A 19,189-nucleotide genomic window follows, 5' to 3' on the forward strand; every position below is an offset into this window, starting at 1 on the left:
TCCGTAATCTTGAGGCAGACTCCAGCCCATGCCCCGTAAAACCTGGCGCGCCGCGCTCGCCGCCTATGCCAGCCCATCAACGCTTGTGCTGTTGTTGCTTGGTTTCGCCGCCGGCCTGCCCTACATGCTGGTGTTTTCGACGCTGTCGGTCTGGTTGCGCGAGGCCGGTGTGGCCCGCGAAACCATTGGCTATGCAAGCCTGATAGGCCTGGCCTACGCCTTTAAATGGGTGTGGTCCCCGCTGCTCGACCAATGGCGCCTGCCATTCCTTGGCAAACTGGGTCGACGCCGCTCCTGGCTGGTGCTGTCCCAGTCACTGGTGATACTCGGCCTGATCGGCATGGGTTTCTGCGACCCGCAAAAGCATTTGTCCTGGCTGATCGCCATCGCGGTGGTCGTGGCCTTCGCCTCGGCGACCCAGGACATTGCTGTCGACGCCTATCGCCTGGAAATCGCCGACGACAGTCGCCAAGCTGCACTGGCCGCCAGCTACATGTCCGGCTATCGCATCGCTGCCCTGCTGGCCACCGCTGGCGCACTGTTCTTCGCCGAAGGCTTCGGTTCCACCGGTTTCAACTACCAACATTCGGCCTGGGCCGGCACGTATGTGCTGTTCGGCGCATTGATGATTCCTGCGCTACTGACCAGCCTGTTCATGCGCGAGCCGCCCGTGCCGCTGCGCACTCAACTACAGGCCGGGCGTTACAGCTTTGCGCATCAACTGGCGTCGGTGTTTGTCCTGATCGTGTTGCTGGTGTCGGTGCCGGCCATGTTCACCCAGCTCTACAACACTGACTTCGCCGCCGTGCTGTTCCAGGGTGAAAGCCTGCTCGACCTGCTGCTCGAAGATCGCGCATTCCTGCGGGCCATTCTCTACATCACGCTGACCGCGCTGTGCCTGTCAGCCATGGGCCGCCGCGGCCTGGCGCCAGTGCTGACACCGGTCAACGACTTCATTCTGCGGTACCGCTGGCAAGCGTTCCTGTTGCTCGGATTGATCGCCACCTACCGGATGTCCGATACGGTCATGGGCGTAATGGCCAACGTGTTCTACATCGACCAGGGCTTCACCAAGGATCAGATCGCCAGCGTCAGCAAGATTTTCGGCCTGATCATGACCTTGGTCGGCGCCGGCATGGGCGGCCTGCTGATCGTGCGCTTCGGCATTTTGCCGATCCTGCTGATTGGCGGTATCGCATCGGCCGGCACCAACCTGCTGTTCCTGATGCTCGCCGACATGGGCGCCAACCTGAACATGCTGATCCTGACCATTTCCCTGGACAACTTCAGCTCGGGCCTGGCGACGTCGGCGTTTGTCGCTTACCTGTCGAGCCTGACCAACCTCAAGTTTTCCGCCACCCAATACGCCCTGCTCAGCTCGATCATGCTCCTGCTGCCGCGCCTGATCGGCGGCTACTCCGGGGTCATGGTGGAGAAGTTCGGCTATCACAACTTCTTCCTTATCACGGCTCTGCTCGGCGTGCCGACCCTGCTGCTGATCGCGCTGCACTGGTTCCAGGAAAGCCGCCGCGCCGGCCCGACGCCGACACCTGAACCGTTACAGACGCCGGCCGTGGAAGAGTCGTAGGAAACGTCCCGAATGGCGGGAGGTTTCCCGCCATCGAGCCACACCGCCGGCCGCACTTCTGTACGTCAGCAGATCTCGCCCGTACAATGCTCCGTCATTTCTCGTCATCAGCAACCGACAACGGCCAACCATGCGCACCAGTCAATTTTTGCTCGCCACACAGAAAGAAACGCCTTCCGACGCGGTCGTGATCAGCCATCAGCTGATGCTGCGCGCCGGCATGATCCGCAAACTCGCCTCGGGCCTGTACACCTGGCTGCCGATGGGCTTGCGAGTAATGCGCAAGGTCGAAGCCGTCGTTCGTGAAGAAATGAACGCCGCCGGCTCGCTTGAAGTGTTGATGCCGAGCACTCAACCGGCTGAGCTGTGGCAGGAATCCGGGCGCTGGGAAGAGTACGGCCCCGAATTGCTGCGCTTCAAGGATCGTCACGGTCGCGACTTCTGCGCCGGCCCGACCCACGAAGAAGTGATCACCGACCTGATGCGCAACGAATTGAGCAGCTACAAACAGCTGCCAATCAACGTGTATCAGATCCAGACCAAATTCCGTGACGAAATCCGTCCACGCTTCGGTTTGATGCGCGGTCGCGAATTCATCATGAAGGACGCCTACTCCTTCCACGCAGACCAGCCGTCGCTGCAGATCACCTACGATCGCATGCACCAGGCGTACTGCAACGTGTTCACCCGTCTGGGCCTGAAATTCCGCCCTGTTGAAGCCGACAACGGCTCCATCGGCGGTGCCGGCTCCCACGAGTTCCACGTATTGGCCGAATCCGGCGAAGACGATATCGTGTTCAGCAACGGTTCCGACTACGCCGCGAACATCGAGAAAGCCGAAGCCGTGCCGCGCGAAACTTCCCGCGCCGCGCCGGCCGAAGAGCTGCGCCTGGTCGACACCCCGAACGCCAAGACCATCGCGCAACTGGTCGAAGGCTTCAATCTGCCGATCGAAAAAACCATCAAGACCCTCGTGGTTCACGCTGAAGAGAAAGGCAAGCTGATTGCCCTGATCATCCGTGGCGACCATGAGCTGAACGAAATCAAGGCCGCCCAACAGCCAGGCGTTGCCAGCCCGCTGGTCATGGCTTCGGAAAGCGAACTGCGTGACGCGATTGGCGCCGGTGCCGGTTCCCTCGGCCCGTTGAACCTGCCGCTGCCAATCATCATCGACCGCTCGGTCGAGCTGATGAGCGACTTCGGTATTGGCGCCAACATCGACGACAAGCACTACTTCGGCGTGAACTGGGAACGCGACCTGCCGGTTCCGACCGTGGCCGACCTGCGCAACGTCGTGGCCGGCGACCCAAGCCCGGATGGCAAGGGCACCCTGGAAATCAAGCGCGGCATCGAAGTCGGGCACATCTTCCAGCTGGGCAACAAGTACAGCAAAGCGATGAAGTGCGAAGTGCTGGGCGAGAACGGCAAGCCGGTGACCTTGGAAATGGGCTGCTATGGCATTGGCGTATCCCGCGTGGTGGCTGCGGCCATCGAGCAGGGCAACGATGCCAACGGGATTATCTGGAGCGACACTCTCGCGCCATTCCAGATCGCCCTGGTACCGCTGCGCTACGATAACGAGCAGGTTCGCGAAGCCACCGACAAGCTGTACGCAGAACTGACCGCGGCCGGTTTCGAAGTGCTGCTGGACGACCGCGACAAGAAAACCAGCCCGGGCATCAAGTTCGCGGACATGGAGCTGATCGGCATTCCACACCGGATCGTGGTCAGTGACCGCGGCCTCGCCGATGGCAATCTGGAATACAAGAGCCGCACCGAGGCCGAGGCGCAAGCCCTGCCGGTCGCTGACGTGCTGTCTTTCCTCCAGGCCCGTATCCGCCGCTGACACCAGATAGAGAAGTCATGTTCAAGCGAAACACCTTAGGCCTCGGTGGTGCCGCCCTGTGCGGCACCCTGCTGGTCAGCGGCTGTGCCAATCAGATGTCACAACGTAGCGAGCACGAGGAACGGGTCGAGCGCAAATTGCTCGATCACAGCCTGCAGATCGATGTCGGTGAGCCCAAGGTACTTGAGCTGCCGCAACGGCGGGTGAAAATCCACGAGCAAAAGACTTTCGAAGTCACCGAATTCGAAGTCACGCGTCACTACGACCGCTACACGCCCTACCAACCCTGGCGGGAGGTCTACGAAATCCCGCTGGGCATGTTGGCCGTGGTGGCCGGTGTCGGCGCAAACGTGGTCAACGTGTTTGCCCTCGGCAACTTGCCGGACAGCGTGACCAAGGATTGGCTGAGCTACGGTGTCGCCGGGATCAACCCGTTCATGAACGTGCAGTCTCACGGTCGCGCCCAGCAAAACCTGGCCGGCATCGATGAAGTCCAGCGCGACAAACGCACGGAATACTCGAGCCTGCCCTGGAGCGAGCGCCCGGTGCAGGTCAAGGCCGGCAAGGAAACCTTCGAGCTGACCACCGACAAGAATGGCGTATTGCGCCTGAACCTGTTGGACAGTCCGTTCGCCGAACATGACATCAACCATCTGAGCCGGCTGTTGATTACCGTCGCAGATGCCCAGGACGATGTGCACACCGACTCGTCCCTGGCGGTCAGCAGCGGCTTGCGTGGCAAGCTGCTCGAAGCCCATGGGCTGATTTACGACGACCTTGAAGACGACGAAGTGAGCCAGTGGGTACACCGGGTCAAACGCTTGTCGGAACTGGGCCTGGAAGAAGAAGCCAGCGAGCTGGAACAGAGCCTGATCGAACTGACGCGCAACGATCCTGAGTTGCAGACCGAATTCCTCAAGTCGTTGACCAGGGATGCCGGGCGATTGGTGGCGGATCCGAACCCGAATTGACAGCAAAAGCTTCGCGGGCAAGCCTCGCTCCTACAGGTATAGATCGTGCGCGATACCTGCAGGAGCGAGGCTTGCCCGCGAAGAGGCCCAGACATTCGCTACAAGACTATCGCTCAAACAACTCCATCTGCTCAAACCCGCCCCGCAAATCCTCCAGCCGCACCCCGACCCCCAACAACCGCACCGGTTTACCGCCGCGATTGAACGCCTGGGTCAACAACAACTGATAACTCCCCAGATCCCGCCCGGCCCCGGCCTGTTCCAGCGTGGTTTGAGTGAAGTCATGGAATTTCACTTTGACGAACGGCTTGCCCGGCCGATAGCTGCTGTCGATCCGCGCCATGCGCCCGGCGAGGGTTTCCAGTAATTCAGGCAGTTTATCCAGGCAACTCACCAGATCCGGCAGATCGACGTCGTAGGTATTTTCGACACTGATGGATTGCCGACGGTTGTCGTTGTGCACCAGCCGCTCATCGATCCCACGGGCCAGGCTCCAGAGTCGCTCACCGAAACTGCCGAATTCACGCACCAGCGCCAACTTGTTCCACTCGCGCAGTTGCGAACAATCAACGATGCCGAGCCTGCCGAGCTTGTCGGCGGTGACCTTGCCCACGCCGTGCAGCTTGCTCACCGGCAATCCGCTGACGAAGTCTTCCACCTGGTCCGGGGTGATGACGAACAAGCCGTTGGGCTTCTTCCAGTCACTGGCGATCTTGGCCAGAAACTTGTTCGGCGCCACACCCGCCGAGACCGTGATGTGCAACTGATTGGACACGCGACGGCGGATATCCTGGGCAATGCGCGTGGCGCTGCCGCCAAAATGCGCGCTGTCCGACACGTCCAGATAGGCCTCATCGAGGGAAAGTGGCTCGATCAGGTCGGTGTAATCGCTGAAAATCGTCTGAATTTCCTTCGACGCTTCCCTATAGGCGTCCATCCGCGGCTTGACGATGGTCAGGTCCGGACACAGCTTCAAGGCATGCCCGGAAGACATCGCCGAACGCACGCCGTAGGCCCGCGCTTCATAATTACAGGTGGCAATCACCCCACGCCGGTCCGCCGACCCACCCACTGCCAGTGGCTTGCCAGCCAGGCGCGGGTCATCACGCATCTCGATAGCCGCGTAGAAACAGTCGCAATCGACGTGGATGATTTTGCGTTGGGTCATATAGAAGCGGTGTTCATGGCAAGGAAATGACGTAATGACGAGCCGGACCGGCAGTATCTCACTGACACCTGTATATAGCACCAGTACTCTGAATGTTCTTTTCCCCCGTAGGAAAAGTACCAGCTGAATTTATTTTTTCAATCGTCAAGCCTCACCCGATAGAGCTTAAAGCCTTGCCATACCGACCTTGCAGCCAATCACCCAGCTCTAATTTCAAGCTAAGCGATTGAACGGGAAGAGGTTTTCTCTGAGTTGAAGGTTGACAGATCGCCGATCCTCTGTAGAATGCCGACACACAGACGCGGGATGGAGCAGTCTGGTAGCTCGTCGGGCTCATAACCCGAAGGTCGTCGGTTCAAATCCGGCTCCCGCAACCAAACATCAAAAAAGGCTACTCGAAAGAGTGGCCTTTTTTGTGCGCGTCGCTTTTGTAAATACTAGATAGGAAAGAGCGGGTAACGGCTGACGGTGCAGAAACGAGAAATCGTTCCGATTCCACAACTTAAGTCTCCCTCACGACCGTTCGCCGCTCAATTTACACTTATTTGACCCTATTCAGGATTAACGGTGGACACTCAGGCGTTCGCCTGTAGAATGCCGCCACACAGACGCGGGATGGAGCAGTCTGGTAGCTCGTCGGGCTCATAACCCGAAGGTCGTCGGTTCAAATCCGGCTCCCGCAACCAAACATCAAGAAAGGCTACTCGAAAGAGTGGCCTTTTTTGTGCGCGTCTCTTTTATAAATTTGAATAGAAGCGAGCAAGTAACGGCTGACGACGCAAAAACAAGAAATCGTTCCTATTCCGAAACTTAGGCCTCCCCCGTAACCGTTCGCCGCTCACTTACGCTTATTTGACCCTATTCAGGATTAACGGTTGACACTCTGTCGTTCGCCTGTAGAATGCCGCCACACAGACGCGGGATGGAGCAGTCTGGTAGCTCGTCGGGCTCATAACCCGAAGGTCGTCGGTTCAAATCCGGCTCCCGCAACCAAACATCAAAAAAGGCTGCTCGAAAGAGTGGCCTTTTTTGTATCTGTCGAAAAAGTCCTTTCGCAACAATGATCTGTCACTGTGCAGCGAACCGTTCAGGATCACCCAGACGCTGAGTTCAGACTATGCTCTGTGCCAGGCAGGCCCTGTACGACCGATGACGCGCCATCGCCTCGAACCGGCGAGAAGCGTTAATATTTGTGATTATTTTTTTCTACAGGGATTGGTAACTTGGCTCGATACCTCCATCCTGTCGCGCACAATCCAAGAGGTGATTGATGCGCGCCAACTCGTCTGATCCACAAGACACCGTAACAGCGACACAACCTATCAAGGCCGAGCGTTTGCGCCTGCTTGATCTGGTCAGCAAATACCGCCAACCCCTTGGTCTTGCGGTCACCTTGTTGTTGTTCGCTATCGCGCTGATTGCCTGTCGCCATCTATTAAGCGAACTCGATCTGTATGCGCTCCACGATTCGATCCTGGACGTGCCAAAACCGGCATTGATCGGCGCATTCGGTGCGACCGTCGTCGGTTTCATTATCTTGCTGGGCTACGAATGGTCCGCCAGCCGCTATGCCGGCGTGACCCTGGCGCCACGAACCCTGGCGCTGGGTGGCTTTACCGCCTTCGCCATCGGCAACGCTATCGGGCTGTCGATGCTGTCGGGCGGTTCGGTTCGCTATCGTTTATATGCACGTCATGGCCTGGGCGCTTCAGACGTTGCCCACATGACGCTGTTCGCCAGCCTTTCGCTCGGCTGCGCCCTGCCCCCGCTGGCGGCACTGGCGACCCTGAGCAACCTGCCCGCCGCCTCCGCCGCACTGGGCCTCTCCGAGACCTTGCTGGGCTTGATTGCCGCGGCAGTGCTGTTGCTCACCACGGTACTGGCCATCGGCATCTATCGCCGTCGCCTGCCGGAGCAGCCTTACCCGGACAACCTGCTGGTCAAGGCCGGACGCCGCACGCTGCGCCTGCCGGGCCGACGCCTGACGTTCCTGCAACTGGTCATCACCGCCCTGGACGTGGCCGCCGCCGCGACCGTGCTCTATCTGTTGCTGCCGGAAGCACCGCCCTTTGGCGCTTTCCTGCTGATTTATCTGTTGGCCCTGGCCGCCGGCGTGCTCAGCCATGTGCCCGGCGGGGTCGGGGTATTCGAAGCGATCCTGCTGGCCGCGTTCGCCGACACCCTCGGCGCCGCGCCACTGGCCGCGGCCCTGCTGCTGTATCGTCTGATTTATGTGGTGCTGCCATTATTGGTGGCCTGCGTGTTCCTGCTGATCAACGAAGGCCAGCGCCTGTTCCAGTCCCGTCAGTCACTGCGGGCGGCCTCAGGTCTGGCAGCGCCGATTCTGGCGCTGCTGGTGTTCCTGTCCGGCGTGGTGCTGCTGTTCTCCGGCGCGACGCCGGAAATTGATACGCGCCTGGAGCACATCGGCTTTCTGATTCCCCATCGCCTGGTTGACGCCTCGCACTTCGGCGCCAGCCTGATCGGCGTGCTGTGCCTGTTGCTGGCTCAGGGCCTGCGTCGTCGACTGTCGGCCGCGTGGATGCTGACCACCATTCTGTTGCTGGTCGGCGCCCTGCTCTCGCTGCTCAAGGGTTTCGACTGGGAAGAAGCCTGCCTGATGACCCTGACGGCGAGCCTGCTCGGGGTATTCCGCAGCTCGTTCTATCGCGCCAGTCGCCTGACCGAACTGCCGTTCTCGCCGCTGTATCTGGTCGCCAGCCTGTGCGTTCTCGCCGCGTCGATGTGGCTGCTGCTGTTTGCCTATCAGGACGTTCCGTACAGTCACCAACTGTGGTGGCAGTTCACCCTCGACGCCGATGCGCCGCGTGGCTTGCGTTCACTGCTGGGCGCTGCCGTATTGCTGGTGGTGGTTTCGCTGACCTGGCTGCTGCGCACCGCGCGCCCGATCATTCACCTGCCGACACCGGACGAACTGGATCGCGCGGTAAAGATCCTCATGGCTTCGGCCCAACCGGACGGTGGCCTCGCGCTGACCGGTGACAAGGCGTTGCTGTTTCACCCCAACGACGAGGCGTTCCTGATGTACGCCCGCCGTGGCCGCAGCCTGGTGGCGCTGTACGACCCGATCGGCCCGACCCAGCAACGGGCGGAGATGATCTGGCAGTTCCGCGACCTCTGCGACATCCACCACGCCCGCCCCGTGTTCTATCAAGTGCGCGCCGAGAACCTGCCGTATTACATGGACATCGGCCTGACCGCGATCAAGCTCGGCGAAGAAGCCCGGGTTGATCTGCATCGCTTTGATCTCGAAGCCAAGGGCAAAGAGATGAAAGACCTGCGCTACACCTGGAACCGCGGCACCCGTGACGGTCTATCGCTGGAGATCCACGAGCCGGGCCACGCGCCGATGGATGAGCTCAAGGTGATTTCCGATGCCTGGCTGACCGGCAAGAACGTGCGCGAGAAAGGCTTCTCCCTCGGCCGTTTCAGCGATGACTACCTCAAGCATTTCCGCGTCGCGGTGATTCGTTTTGAGGGACGCCCGGTGGCGTTCGCCAACTTGCTCGAGACCTATGGCCATGACCTGGCCAGCCTCGACCTGATGCGCGCGCACCCGGACGCCCCGAAGCTGACCATGGAGTTCATGATGGTCGGCCTGATTCAACATTATAAAAATCATGGATACGCCAAGTTCAGCCTGGGCATGGTGCCACTGTCGGGTCTACAACCCCGTCGCGGCGCGCCGCTGACCCAGCGCCTGGGCTCGATGGTCTTCCGCCGTGGTGAGCAGCTCTACAACTTCCAAGGCTTGCGCCGCTTCAAAGACAAATTCCAGCCTGACTGGGAACCCCGTTATATGGCCGTGCCCGCCGGACTCGATCCGCTGGTTGCCCTGGCCGATACTGCTGCCCTGATTGCGGGCGGCTTGACTGGATTGGTGAAACGCTGATGATTCAACGCTCCTTGCGGTACGTACTGGCCACACTGGTAGTGCTGGCCCTGATTGTCGGTGGCGGCTACTGGTACATGAAACGCCCGGCACCCGAACCGACTCTCGAACTGCTGACCCCGGCTGATGGCGCCGCCATGACCCGGGTGATTCCCGGCACGACGCCAAAGGCTCAGGTGCTGGTGGCGGTCACTGCCGAACAGAAACTCAATGACCAGCAACTGAAATCCCTGAGCCGCAGCGCTTCGGCGCAGATCGTCCAGGTGATCCTGCCCAAAGACTGCCTGTTGCAAAGCCGTGCCCTGCAATCGGGTCTGCGCGAGCTGAAAGGCCCGGCGACCCTGGTCAGCGGCATCGGCCCTGGCGCCGTGCTGGCCTGGCGCTGGTTGTCCGAGCAGAAGGACGACAAGGCTCAGGCCGTGTCGGTAGACCTGGCCCTGGAAAAACCCGGCTGCACTCACCTGCTGCCAAAAAGCGCCGCCCACGGCCACTGGCTGGTGGCCTGGAACGACAACCCGGACGACGCCAGCGCAGGCTTCGTGCGTGATCAACCGAACGCCGAAACCAGCATCAGCGACTACGACATCAACCTGCCGCAAGTGCTGAACAACGAACTGCGCAAGATCCTCGTCGGTGGCGACAAAGCCGCGGGCGGCCTGCAAATTCCAGTGGTTGAAGTCCCGGCCGGCCAAGCCAAGGACACCGTGACCCTATTCCTCTCCGGTGACGGCGGCTGGCGCGACCTCGACCGCGACGTGGCGGGCGAGATGGCGAAGATCGGCTACCCAGTGGTCGGCATCGACACCCTGCGCTACTACTGGCAGCACAAGAGCCCGGAGCAAAGCGCCCTGGACCTCGCCGAGCTGATGCAACACTACCGCCAGAAATGGGGCACCAAGCGCTTCATCCTGACCGGTTACTCGTTCGGCGCTGACGTATTGCCAGCGATCTACAACCGCTTGGCGGAATCGGAACAGCAACGGGTCGACGCCATCATCCTGCTGGCCTTCGCCCGCACCGGCAGCTTCGAAATCGAAGTCGAAGGCTGGCTCGGCAACGCCGGCAAAGAAGCCGCCACCGGCCCGGAAATGGCCAAGCTGCCGCCGGAAAAAGTGGTGTGCATCTACGGCGAAGAAGAAGTCGACGAGAGTGGTTGCACCGACAAGACCGCTGTCGGCGAAGCCATGAAACTGCCTGGCGGCCACCACTTCGACGAGAACTACCCGGCGCTGGCACAGCGCTTGGTGGACATCATCGTCAAGCGCCAGGCCAAGGAAGAGGCGACGGCGCAGGAGTGATCTGAGCCCCGCTGAACGAAAAAGCCCCCGCAGCCTGATGGTTGTGGGGGCTTTTTTATGAGCAAGATCAAAAGATCGCATCCTTCGATAGCTCCTACAAGGTGTACCACGATCCATCTTAGGAGCTGCCGAAGGCTGCGATCTTGGCGGGTGATGCCACGACCTCCATCTCAAGCCTCAATAGAAGGCCACAAAAAAGCCCCCGCCAGCCGCAAGGCTAACGGGGGCTTTTTGATTACGCCAGGTTACATCTCCACCTGCGTCCCCAACTCAATCACCCGGTTCAGCGGCAAATTGAAGAACCGCAAATTACCGTTGGCATTCTGCAACATGAACGCAAACAACGCCTCGCGCCAGCGGGCCATGCCTTCGAGTTTGGAGGCGATGACGGTTTCGCGGCTGAGGAAGTAGGTGGTGCGCATCGGGCTGAAGTCCAGGTCGTCGAGATGACACAGCTTCAGCGCTTGCGGCACGTCCGGTTCGTCGACGAAGCCGAAGTGCAGGATGACCCGGAAGAAGCCTTCGCCGTAGGAATCCACCTCGAAACGCCGGGATGCCGGAACCCGCGGGATGTCTTCGTACACCACGGTCAACAGCACCACTTGTTCGTGCAGCACCTGGTTATGCAATAGGTTGTGCAACAACGCGTGGGGCACGGCGTCCGGGCGCGCGGTGAGGAACACGGCGGTGCCCTGGACGCGATGCGGCGGTTGCACGCGAATACTGCTGATGAAGATCGGCAGCGGCAACCCGCCTTCGTCGAGGCGTTCGACCAGCAGTTGCTTGCCGCGTTTCCAGGTGGTCATCAGCACGAACAGCACGATGCCGGCGATCACCGGGAACGCCCCGCCCTGAATGATCTTCGGCACGTTGGCGGCGAAGTACAGACCGTCTACCAACAGGAAACCGAACAACAGCGGCACCGCAAGGATCGGCGGCCATTTCCACAGCAGCAGGATCACCGCCGACACCAGAATGGTGGTCATCAGCATGGTGCCCGTCACCGCGACACCGTAGGCCGAGGCCAGGGCGCCGGAGGATTCGAAGCCCAGCACCAGCAGAATCACACCGACCATCAGCGACCAGTTCACCGCGCCAATGTAGATCTGGCCCTGTTCGGCACTGGAGGTGTGCTGGATGTGCATCCGCGGAATATAGCCGAGCTGGATCGCCTGACGGGTCAGGGAGAACGCACCGGAAATCACCGCTTGCGAGGCAATCACCGTGGCCAGGGTCGACAAGCCGACCAGCGGGATCAACGCCCAGCTCGGCGCCAGCAGGTAGAACGGGTTACGCGCGGCTTCCGGGTCCCCCAGCAGCAAGGCACCCTGGCCGAAGTAATTCAGCACCAGCGCCGGCAGCACCAGGATGAACCAGGCACGGGCAATCGGCTTGCGGCCGAAGTGGCCCATGTCGGCGTACAGCGCTTCGGCGCCGGTCAACGCCAGCACCACCGCACCAAGGATCGCAACGCCCATGCCCGGGTGCACGATGAAGAAGCGCACGCCCCACACCGGGTTCATCGCTTGCAACACTTCCGGGTGCTGCAGGATGCCGTAGACGCCCAGGGCACCGAGCACGACAAACCAGGTCACCATGATTGGCCCGAACAGAATGCCGATGCGCGCGGTGCCGTGACGCTGAATCAGGAACAGCGCTACCAGCACCACCAGCGACAGCGGCACGACCCAATGGTCGATCCCCTCGAATGCCAGTCCCAGCCCCTCAATGGCCGAGAGTACGGAAATGGCCGGGGTAATCATGCTGTCGCCGTAGAACAGCGCCGCACCGATCAGCCCACAGACCACCAGAATGGTCCGCAACTTCGGATGCCCCGCCGCAGCCCGTCGAGCCAGCGCCGTCAGGGCCATGATCCCGCCTTCGCCCTGGTTGTCGGCGCGCAGCACGAACATCATGTATTTGATCGAGACAACCCAAATCAGCGACCAGAAGATCAGCGCCAGGATGCCCAACACGCCGTCATGGTTAACCGGTACGCCATAGGCACCGGAGAACACTTCCTTAAGGGTGTACAGCGGGCTCGTGCCGATATCGCCATAAACCACCCCGACCGCCGCGACCAGCATGCCGATCGGTTTTGCTGCCGAATGCTCGCCGCCCGCCGTCTGACTACTTGCCTGCCCCATCCAAAAACTCCTACTACTCAGACCCGGACTTCTTATAAGAAGCACTATGCTTTGCCGTGCAGCATGCGCTGTTTTACTTCAGGTTACAGACGATTTGTTGACTGTAAAAAATCGGTAAAGCGTACCGGCGCGAAGCATAGCGCAGCACTCGTCGCATTTCCCTCATAAAGCTGGTCAAGTGCGCGTCTCGTCGCTAGAATTGCGCACTTTTTGATCAGAGGCACACCAAGTGCCCGTCTGTCGCCTTGCCGACTTCGGCTGGAGGCGTCAACAAATACCGAGGTTAGACATGTCCACCACTCCCGCCACGGCCAATCCAAAGGTTGGCTTCGTATCCCTGGGTTGCCCCAAAGCCCTGGTCGACTCCGAGCGCATCCTTACCCAGCTGCGCATGGAAGGCTATGACGTTGTGTCCACTTACGAGGACGCCGATGTCGTGGTGGTCAACACCTGCGGTTTCATCGACTCGGCCAAGGCTGAATCTTTGGAAGTGATCGGCGAAGCCATCAAGGAAAACGGCAAGGTCATCGTCACCGGCTGCATGGGCGTCGAAGAAGGCAATATTCGCAAAGTGCACCCGAGCGTGCTGGCCGTGACCGGTCCGCAGCAGTACGAGCAAGTGGTCAACGCCGTGCACGATGCCGTGCCGCCGCGCCAGGATCACAACCCGCTGATCGACCTGGTGCCGCCGCAAGGCATCAAGCTGACTCCGCGCCACTACGCGTACCTGAAGATTTCCGAAGGCTGTAACCACAGCTGCAGCTTCTGCATCATCCCGTCGATGCGCGGCAAACTGGTCAGCCGTCCGGTCGGTGACGTGCTCGACGAAGCCCAGCGCCTGGTCAAGGCCGGCGTCAAAGAGCTGTTGGTGATCTCGCAAGACACCAGCGCCTACGGCGTCGACGTGAAATACCGCACCGGTTTCTGGAACGGCGCGCCGGTGAAAACCCGCATGACCGAACTCTGCGAAGCCCTGAGTTCCCTCGGTGTCTGGGTTCGCCTGCACTACGTTTACCCGTACCCGCACGTCGACGAGCTGATCCCGCTGATGGCCGCCGGCAAGATCCTGCCGTACCTGGACATCCCGTTCCAGCACGCCAGCCCGAAAGTCCTGAAAGCCATGAAACGCCCGGCTTTCGAAGACAAGACCCTGGCGCGGATCAAGAACTGGCGCGAAATCTGCCCGGACCTGATCATTCGTTCGACCTTCATCGTCGGCTTCCCAGGCGAAACCGAAGAAGACTTCCAGTACCTGCTGAACTGGCTGACCGAAGCGCAGCTCGATCGCGTCGGCTGCTTCCAGTACTCGCCGGTTGAAGGCGCACCGGCCAACCTGCTGGACGCGGCCATCGTGCCGGACGACGTCAAGCAAGACCGTTGGGACCGTTTCATGGCGCACCAGCAAGCCATCAGCTCGGCACGCCTGCAACTGCGCGTCGGCCGTGAAATCGAAGTGCTGGTCGATGAAGTCGACGAGCAAGGCGCCGTTGGCCGCTGCTTCTTCGATGCCCCGGAAATCGACGGCAACGTATTCATCGACAACGGCAGCAACTTGAAGCCAGGCGACAAAGTCTGGTGCAAAGTGACCGACGCCGACGAATACGACCTGTGGGCTGAACAGATCTAAACGCAAAAAATACGAAAAGCCCCGCTCTCTTGACGAGATGCGGGGCTTTTTTACGTCTATCGTTTTGTGGAGAACGGATTCGCATCATTCACCCCATGAGAGGCAGGCGGGCATGCGCCACCATTCAGTCATCCACACACCGAAACAGAGTGATTACGAAGAACTCACCCGGGTCTGGGAGGCTTCGGTGCGCGCCACCCATGACTTTCTGCCGGACAGCTACATCGACCTGCTAAAGAACCTGGTGCTGACCCGCTACCTCGACGCGGTGATGCTGATCTGCACCAAAGACCCGCGCCAGCGCATTACCGGATTTGCCGGCGTGGCGGCGGGCAAGATCGAAATGCTCTTTATCGACCCGGCCCATCGCGGCCAGGGCCTGGGCAAACAGTTGCTGCGCTATGCCCTGGAACACCTGCACGCCGATGAGCTGGACGTCAACGAACAGAACCCGCAGGCGCTGGGGTTTTACTTCAAACAGGGGTTCGAGGTGATCGGTCGTTCCGAGCATGACGGCATGGGTCAGCCTTATCCGCTGCTGCACATGCGCATGAAACAGGCGAATCAGCGCGCTCGACGCGGCTAAAAGCCACATGGCGTAAATGGACCCGCGATTAACCGGCGTCCAGCAGGTACAATGCCCACCCCTTTTTGTTACGGCCCTGTCATGACTGACCCGATTCGTCTCTCCAAACGCCTCATCGAACTCGTCGGCTGTTCCCGTCGGGAGGCTGAGCTGTTCATCGAGGGCGGCTGGGTCACCGTGGACGGCGAAGTCATCGACGAGCCGCAGTTCAAGGTCGAGAACCAGAAAGTCGAGCTCGACCCGGAGGCCAAGGCCACCGCGCCAGAGCCGGTGACCATTCTGTTCAACGTGCCCGTAGGCATGGACGCAGACACCGCGATGGCGAGCATCAGCGCCGAGACCCTGAGCGAAGAACACCGCTTCAGCAAACGCCCGCTCAAGGGCCACTTCCTGCGCCTGACCGCCAGCACCGACCTGCAGGCCAACGCCAGCGGTCTGCTGGTGTTCACCCAGGACTGGAAGATCCTGCGCAAGCTGACGGCCGACTCCGCCAAGATCGAGCAGGAGTATGTGGTCGAGGTTGAAGGCGACATGGTCGCTCACGGCCTCAACCGCCTGAACCATGGCCTGACTTACAAGGGTAAGGAACTGCCGGCGGTCAAAGCCAGCTGGCAGAACGAAAACCGTCTGCGCTTTGCGATGAAGAACCCACAACCGGGCGTGATCGCCCTGTTCTGCCAGGCCGTGGGCCTGAAGGTCGTCGCCATCCGCCGCATTCGCATCGGCGGCGTGTCCATCGGCAAAGTGCCGCTGGGGCAATGGCGCTACCTGTCCGGCAAAGAGAAGTTCTAAGACTTTTCACGCCGCCCTACATTTCGGCGCCGCTGCTTATGCGGCGCCCACTGCCGATATCAGGATTGCACACCATGATTCATAACGACGTACTGCGCAGCGTGCGCTACATGCTCGACATCAGCGACAAGAAAGTCATCGAGATCATCAAGACCGGCGGCATGGACGTGTCCATGGAAGACCTGCTGACCTACCTCGACAAGAAAGAGGAAGACGAAGAAGGCTTCGTGCGCTGCCCGGACGAAGTCATGGCGCACTTCCTCGATGGCCTGGTGATCTTCAAGCGCGGCAAGGACGAAAGCCGTCCGCCGCAGCCGATCGAAACCCCGGTGACCAACAACATCATCCTGAAGAAACTGCGCGTGGCCTTCGAACTGAAAGAAGACGACATGCACGCCATCCTCAAGGCTTCCGAGTTCCCGGTGTCCAAGCCTGAGCTGAGCGCGCTGTTCCGCAAGTTCGGCCACACCAACTACCGCACCTGTGGCGACCAGTTGCTGCGCAACTTCCTCAAGGGCCTGACCCTGCGCGTTCGTCCGCAGTAAGTCCATCGCCCCGTAGGAACAAAGCTAGCTCGCGATGGCGTTTTCGAAATCGCCATCGCGAGCAAGCTTTGCTCCTACAAATAGAGCTTCATTCCTCGCAAAAATAGTGGCTCCGCTCCCGGCGGCTGACGACTAGGGTGTATTGACCCTCAGCTCTCAGGATTCGCCATGCACCCGTACTTTTCCCTGCAAGGCCGCACCGCCCTGGTGACCGGTGGCACCCGTGGTATCGGCAAAATGATCGCCAAGGCTTATGTCGAGGCCGGCGCGACCGTGTACGTCTGCGCCCGGGATGCCGAGGCCTGCCTGCAAACCGCCGAAGAGCTGAGTGACATCGGGCGCTGCCACGGGATCGCGGCGAATCTGGCCACCGAAGAAGGCGTGCTGCAATTGGCGACGCGTCTGGCTGAACAGATCGATCACCTGGATATCCTGGTGAACAACGCCGGCACCACCTGGGGCGCGCCGCTGGAAAGCTATCCGGTCAAGGGTTGGGAGAAGGTCATGCAGTTGAACGTGACGTCGGTGTTCAACTGCATCCAGCAGTTTTTGCCGCTGTTGCGCAAAGCAGGTTCCGAAGCCAATCCCGCGCGAATCATCAACATCGGTTCGGTGGCGGGGATTTCGTCCTTTGGCGAGCAGGCGTATGCCTACGGCCCGAGCAAGGCGGCCCTGCATCAATTGTCGCGGATCCTCGCACGAGAACTGGTGAGCCAGCACATCAACGTCAACGTGATCGCGCCGGGGCGCTTCCCGAGCAAGATGACCCAGCACATTGGTAACGATGAGCAGGCGCTGGCGGAGGATACGGCGCTGATTCCGATGAAGCGCTGGGGCCGGGAGGAAGAGATGGCGGCGCTGGCGATCAGTCTGGCGAGTACGGCCGGGGCGTATATGACGGGAAACATCATTCCGCTGGATGGTGGGTTCAGCCTCTAGATCGCCTCCCCATGATCGTTCCCACGCTCCGCGTGGGAATGCAGCCCGGGACGCTCCGCGTCCCAAAAGCGGACGCAGAGCGTCATTTGAGGCATTCCCACGCAGAGCGTGGGAACGATCATGGGGTGGGTTATCATGCCCGCCCTGATCCCGCTTCGACCCCAATACCATGACCTACAGCGTTTCCCCCATCGGCTTCGTGCGCTCCTGCTTCAAGGAGAAATTCGCCATCCCGCGCCAACCGCAACTGGCCCCGGCCGCTCGCGGTGTGCTGGAGCTGGTGGCGCCGTTCGATCAGGGCGATGCGGTGCAGGGACTGGAGCAGATCAGCCACGTCTGGCTGCTGTTCCTGTTTCACCAGGCCCTGGAAGAAAAGCCACGCCTGAAAGTCCGCCCTCCTCGTCTGGGCGGTAACAAATCCATGGGCGTGTTCGCCACTCGTGCGACCCATCGGCCCAATGGCATCGGCCAATCCGTGGTGAAGCTAGACAAGGTTGAAGCCAATCGCCTGTGGATATCCGGCATCGACCTGCTGGACGGCACGCCGATTCTCGACATCAAACCCTACGTGCCTTACGCCGACATCATCGACAGCGCCTCCAACAGCATCGCTAGCGCCGCGCCGCAGTTGATTCCCGTGCAGTGGACGGACTCAGCGTTGCAACAGGCTCACGACCATGCTCAGCGCCTCGAAGAGCCGTTGGTGGAATTGATCGAGCAGTGCCTGGCACAAGACCCACGTCCGGCGTACCAGGTTCCTACACCTGAACGGGAATACGGTGCGCAGTTCTGGGACCTGGACGTGCGTTGGCACTATCCCGAGGCGGGTGTGATCCGAGTCCTTGAAGTCATCCCCGCGAACGTCTGAATACCAGAAACGAAAAAGCCCGCGCTGCCTTTACAGGCAACGCGGGCTGATCGTTCCCACGCTCTGCGTGGGAATGCATCCAGTGACGCTCTGCGTCACCCTGACAAACGCTTACTTCTCGACGAACGCACGCTCGATCAGGTAATCACCCGGCTCGCGCATCCGCGGCGAAACTTTCAGGCCGAAGCTGTTCAACACTTCGCTGGTCTCGTCGAGCATGCTCGGGCTGCCGCACAGCATGGCGCGGTCGTCTTGCGGGTTGATCGGTGGCAGGCCGATGTCGCTGAACAGCTTGCCGCTGCGCATCAGGTCGGTCAGGCGACCTTCGTTCTCGAACGGCTCGCGGGTCACGGTCGGGTAGTAGATCAACTTGTCACGCAGGGCCTCGCCGAAGAACTCGTTCTGCGGCAGGTGCTCGGTGATGAATTCGCGGTAGGCGACTTCGTTGACGTAACGCACGCCGTGGCACAGGATCACTTTTTCGAAACGCTCGTAGGTTTCCGGGTCCTGAATGACGCTCATGAAGGGCGCCAGACCGGTACCGGTGCTGAGCAGGTACAAATGTTTTCCAGGCTTCAAGTCATCCAGCACCAGCGTGCCGGTAGGCTTCTTGCTGATGATGATCTCGTCGCCTTCCTTCAGATGCTGCAACTGGGAAGTCAGCGGGCCATCAGGCACCTTGATGCTGAAGAACTCGAGATGCTCTTCCCAGTTCGGGCTGGCAATCGAGTAAGCGCGCATAAGCGGGCGGCCATTGGGCTGTTGCAGGCCGATCATCACGAACTGACCGTTCTCGAAGCGCAGGCCCGGATCACGGGTGCACTTGAAGCTGAACAGAGTGTCGTTCCAGTGGTGAACACTGAGGACACGCTCGTGGTTCATGTTGCTCATGTACGTGGGA

General features: G+C 60.5%; 14 protein-coding genes and 3 tRNA genes. 14 read left to right on the plus strand and 3 right to left on the minus strand.

The features are described from left to right. The first annotated feature begins 28 nt into the window (after nt 1-28). The 3 genes from HKK53_RS14090 (at nt 29) to HKK53_RS14100 (ending at nt 4,405) form a co-directional block, all read left to right on the plus strand. Nucleotides 29-1,588, plus strand: coding sequence for an AmpG family muropeptide MFS transporter (locus HKK53_RS14090; protein ID WP_169371330.1), 1,560 nt, complete (start codon nt 29-31; stop codon nt 1,586-1,588). A gap of 130 nt (nt 1,589-1,718) precedes the next feature. Beyond that, nucleotides 1,719-3,434, plus strand: a complete 1,716-nt coding sequence (locus tag HKK53_RS14095) for a proline--tRNA ligase (protein WP_169371331.1) — start codon at nt 1,719-1,721, stop codon at nt 3,432-3,434. 17 nt (nt 3,435-3,451) lie between these two features. Beyond that, nucleotides 3,452-4,405 carry a hypothetical protein gene (locus HKK53_RS14100; RefSeq protein ID WP_169371332.1) on the plus strand — a complete coding sequence of 318 codons (954 nt, stop codon included), beginning with the start codon at nt 3,452-3,454 and terminating at the stop codon, nt 4,403-4,405. A 106-nt stretch (nt 4,406-4,511) separates the two neighbouring features. Here HKK53_RS14100 and dinB read toward each other — a convergent pair whose 3' ends face one another. Continuing rightward, nucleotides 4,512-5,573: a DNA polymerase IV gene (gene dinB / locus HKK53_RS14105; protein ID WP_169371333.1), complete on the minus strand. Its 1,062-nt coding sequence runs from the start codon at nt 5,571-5,573 to the stop codon at nt 4,512-4,514. A 300-nt stretch (nt 5,574-5,873) separates the two neighbouring features. Between dinB and HKK53_RS14110 the strand changes: the two genes are divergently transcribed. The 5 genes from HKK53_RS14110 to HKK53_RS14130 all read left to right on the plus strand — a co-directional run bounded on the left by HKK53_RS14110 (nt 5,874) and on the right by HKK53_RS14130 (nt 10,784). Further along, a tRNA-Met gene (locus HKK53_RS14110) sits at nt 5,874-5,950 on the plus strand. 232 nt (nt 5,951-6,182) lie between these two features. Further along, nucleotides 6,183-6,259, plus strand: a tRNA-Met gene (locus tag HKK53_RS14115). Between the two features lie 230 nt (nt 6,260-6,489). Continuing rightward, a tRNA-Met gene (locus tag HKK53_RS14120) sits at nt 6,490-6,566 on the plus strand. Between the two features lie 277 nt (nt 6,567-6,843). After that, nucleotides 6,844-9,486 (plus strand): bifunctional lysylphosphatidylglycerol flippase/synthetase MprF, encoded by a 2,643-nt coding sequence (mprF, locus tag HKK53_RS14125; protein ID WP_169371334.1) that lies wholly within the window; start codon nt 6,844-6,846, stop codon nt 9,484-9,486. Next, nucleotides 9,486-10,784, plus strand: coding sequence for a virulence factor family protein (locus HKK53_RS14130; protein ID WP_169371335.1), 1,299 nt, complete (start codon nt 9,486-9,488; stop codon nt 10,782-10,784). The genes mprF and HKK53_RS14130 overlap by 1 nt, the downstream gene beginning before the upstream one ends. A gap of 245 nt (nt 10,785-11,029) precedes the next feature. On the opposite strand, the gene HKK53_RS14135 is transcribed toward HKK53_RS14130, so the two are convergent. Continuing rightward, on the minus strand, nt 11,030-12,931 hold the full coding sequence (locus tag HKK53_RS14135; RefSeq protein WP_169371336.1) for a potassium transporter Kup: 1,902 nt from the start codon (nt 12,929-12,931) through the stop codon (nt 11,030-11,032). 289 nt (nt 12,932-13,220) lie between these two features. On the opposite strand from HKK53_RS14135, the gene rimO reads away from it, so the two are divergent. The 6 genes from rimO (at nt 13,221) to tsaA (ending at nt 18,288) form a co-directional block, all read left to right on the plus strand. Further along, complete coding sequence (rimO, locus tag HKK53_RS14140) at nt 13,221-14,558, plus strand: 30S ribosomal protein S12 methylthiotransferase RimO (protein ID WP_123512023.1); 1,338 nt, start codon at nt 13,221-13,223, stop codon at nt 14,556-14,558. Between the two features lie 112 nt (nt 14,559-14,670). Beyond that, complete coding sequence (locus tag HKK53_RS14145; protein ID WP_169371337.1) at nt 14,671-15,144, plus strand: GNAT family N-acetyltransferase; 474 nt, start codon at nt 14,671-14,673, stop codon at nt 15,142-15,144. 81 nt (nt 15,145-15,225) lie between these two features. Next, nucleotides 15,226-15,936, plus strand: coding sequence for an rRNA pseudouridine synthase (locus HKK53_RS14150; RefSeq protein ID WP_169371338.1), 711 nt, complete (start codon nt 15,226-15,228; stop codon nt 15,934-15,936). Nucleotides 15,937-16,010: 74 nt separating this feature from the next. Next, nucleotides 16,011-16,481, plus strand: coding sequence for a DUF1456 family protein (locus tag HKK53_RS14155; protein ID WP_054615966.1), 471 nt, complete (start codon nt 16,011-16,013; stop codon nt 16,479-16,481). Nucleotides 16,482-16,649: 168 nt separating this feature from the next. Then, the gene (locus HKK53_RS14160) at nt 16,650-17,420 is read left to right on the plus strand and encodes an SDR family oxidoreductase (protein WP_169371339.1); all 771 of its coding nucleotides are present in this window, start codon (nt 16,650-16,652) and stop codon (nt 17,418-17,420) included. 169 nt (nt 17,421-17,589) lie between these two features. Further along, nucleotides 17,590-18,288 (plus strand): tRNA (N6-threonylcarbamoyladenosine(37)-N6)-methyltransferase TrmO, encoded by a 699-nt coding sequence (gene tsaA, locus HKK53_RS14165; protein WP_169371340.1) that lies wholly within the window; start codon nt 17,590-17,592, stop codon nt 18,286-18,288. 111 nt (nt 18,289-18,399) lie between these two features. Here tsaA and fpr read toward each other — a convergent pair whose 3' ends face one another. Further along, on the minus strand, nt 18,400-19,179 hold the full coding sequence (gene fpr, locus HKK53_RS14170; RefSeq protein ID WP_003443014.1) for a ferredoxin-NADP reductase: 780 nt from the start codon (nt 19,177-19,179) through the stop codon (nt 18,400-18,402). Between the last annotated feature and the right edge of the window lie 10 nt (nt 19,180-19,189).

Origin of the sequence: Pseudomonas sp. ADAK7 (assembly GCF_012935675.1) — a bacterium.
GTDB lineage: Bacteria > Pseudomonadota > Gammaproteobacteria > Pseudomonadales > Pseudomonadaceae > Aquipseudomonas.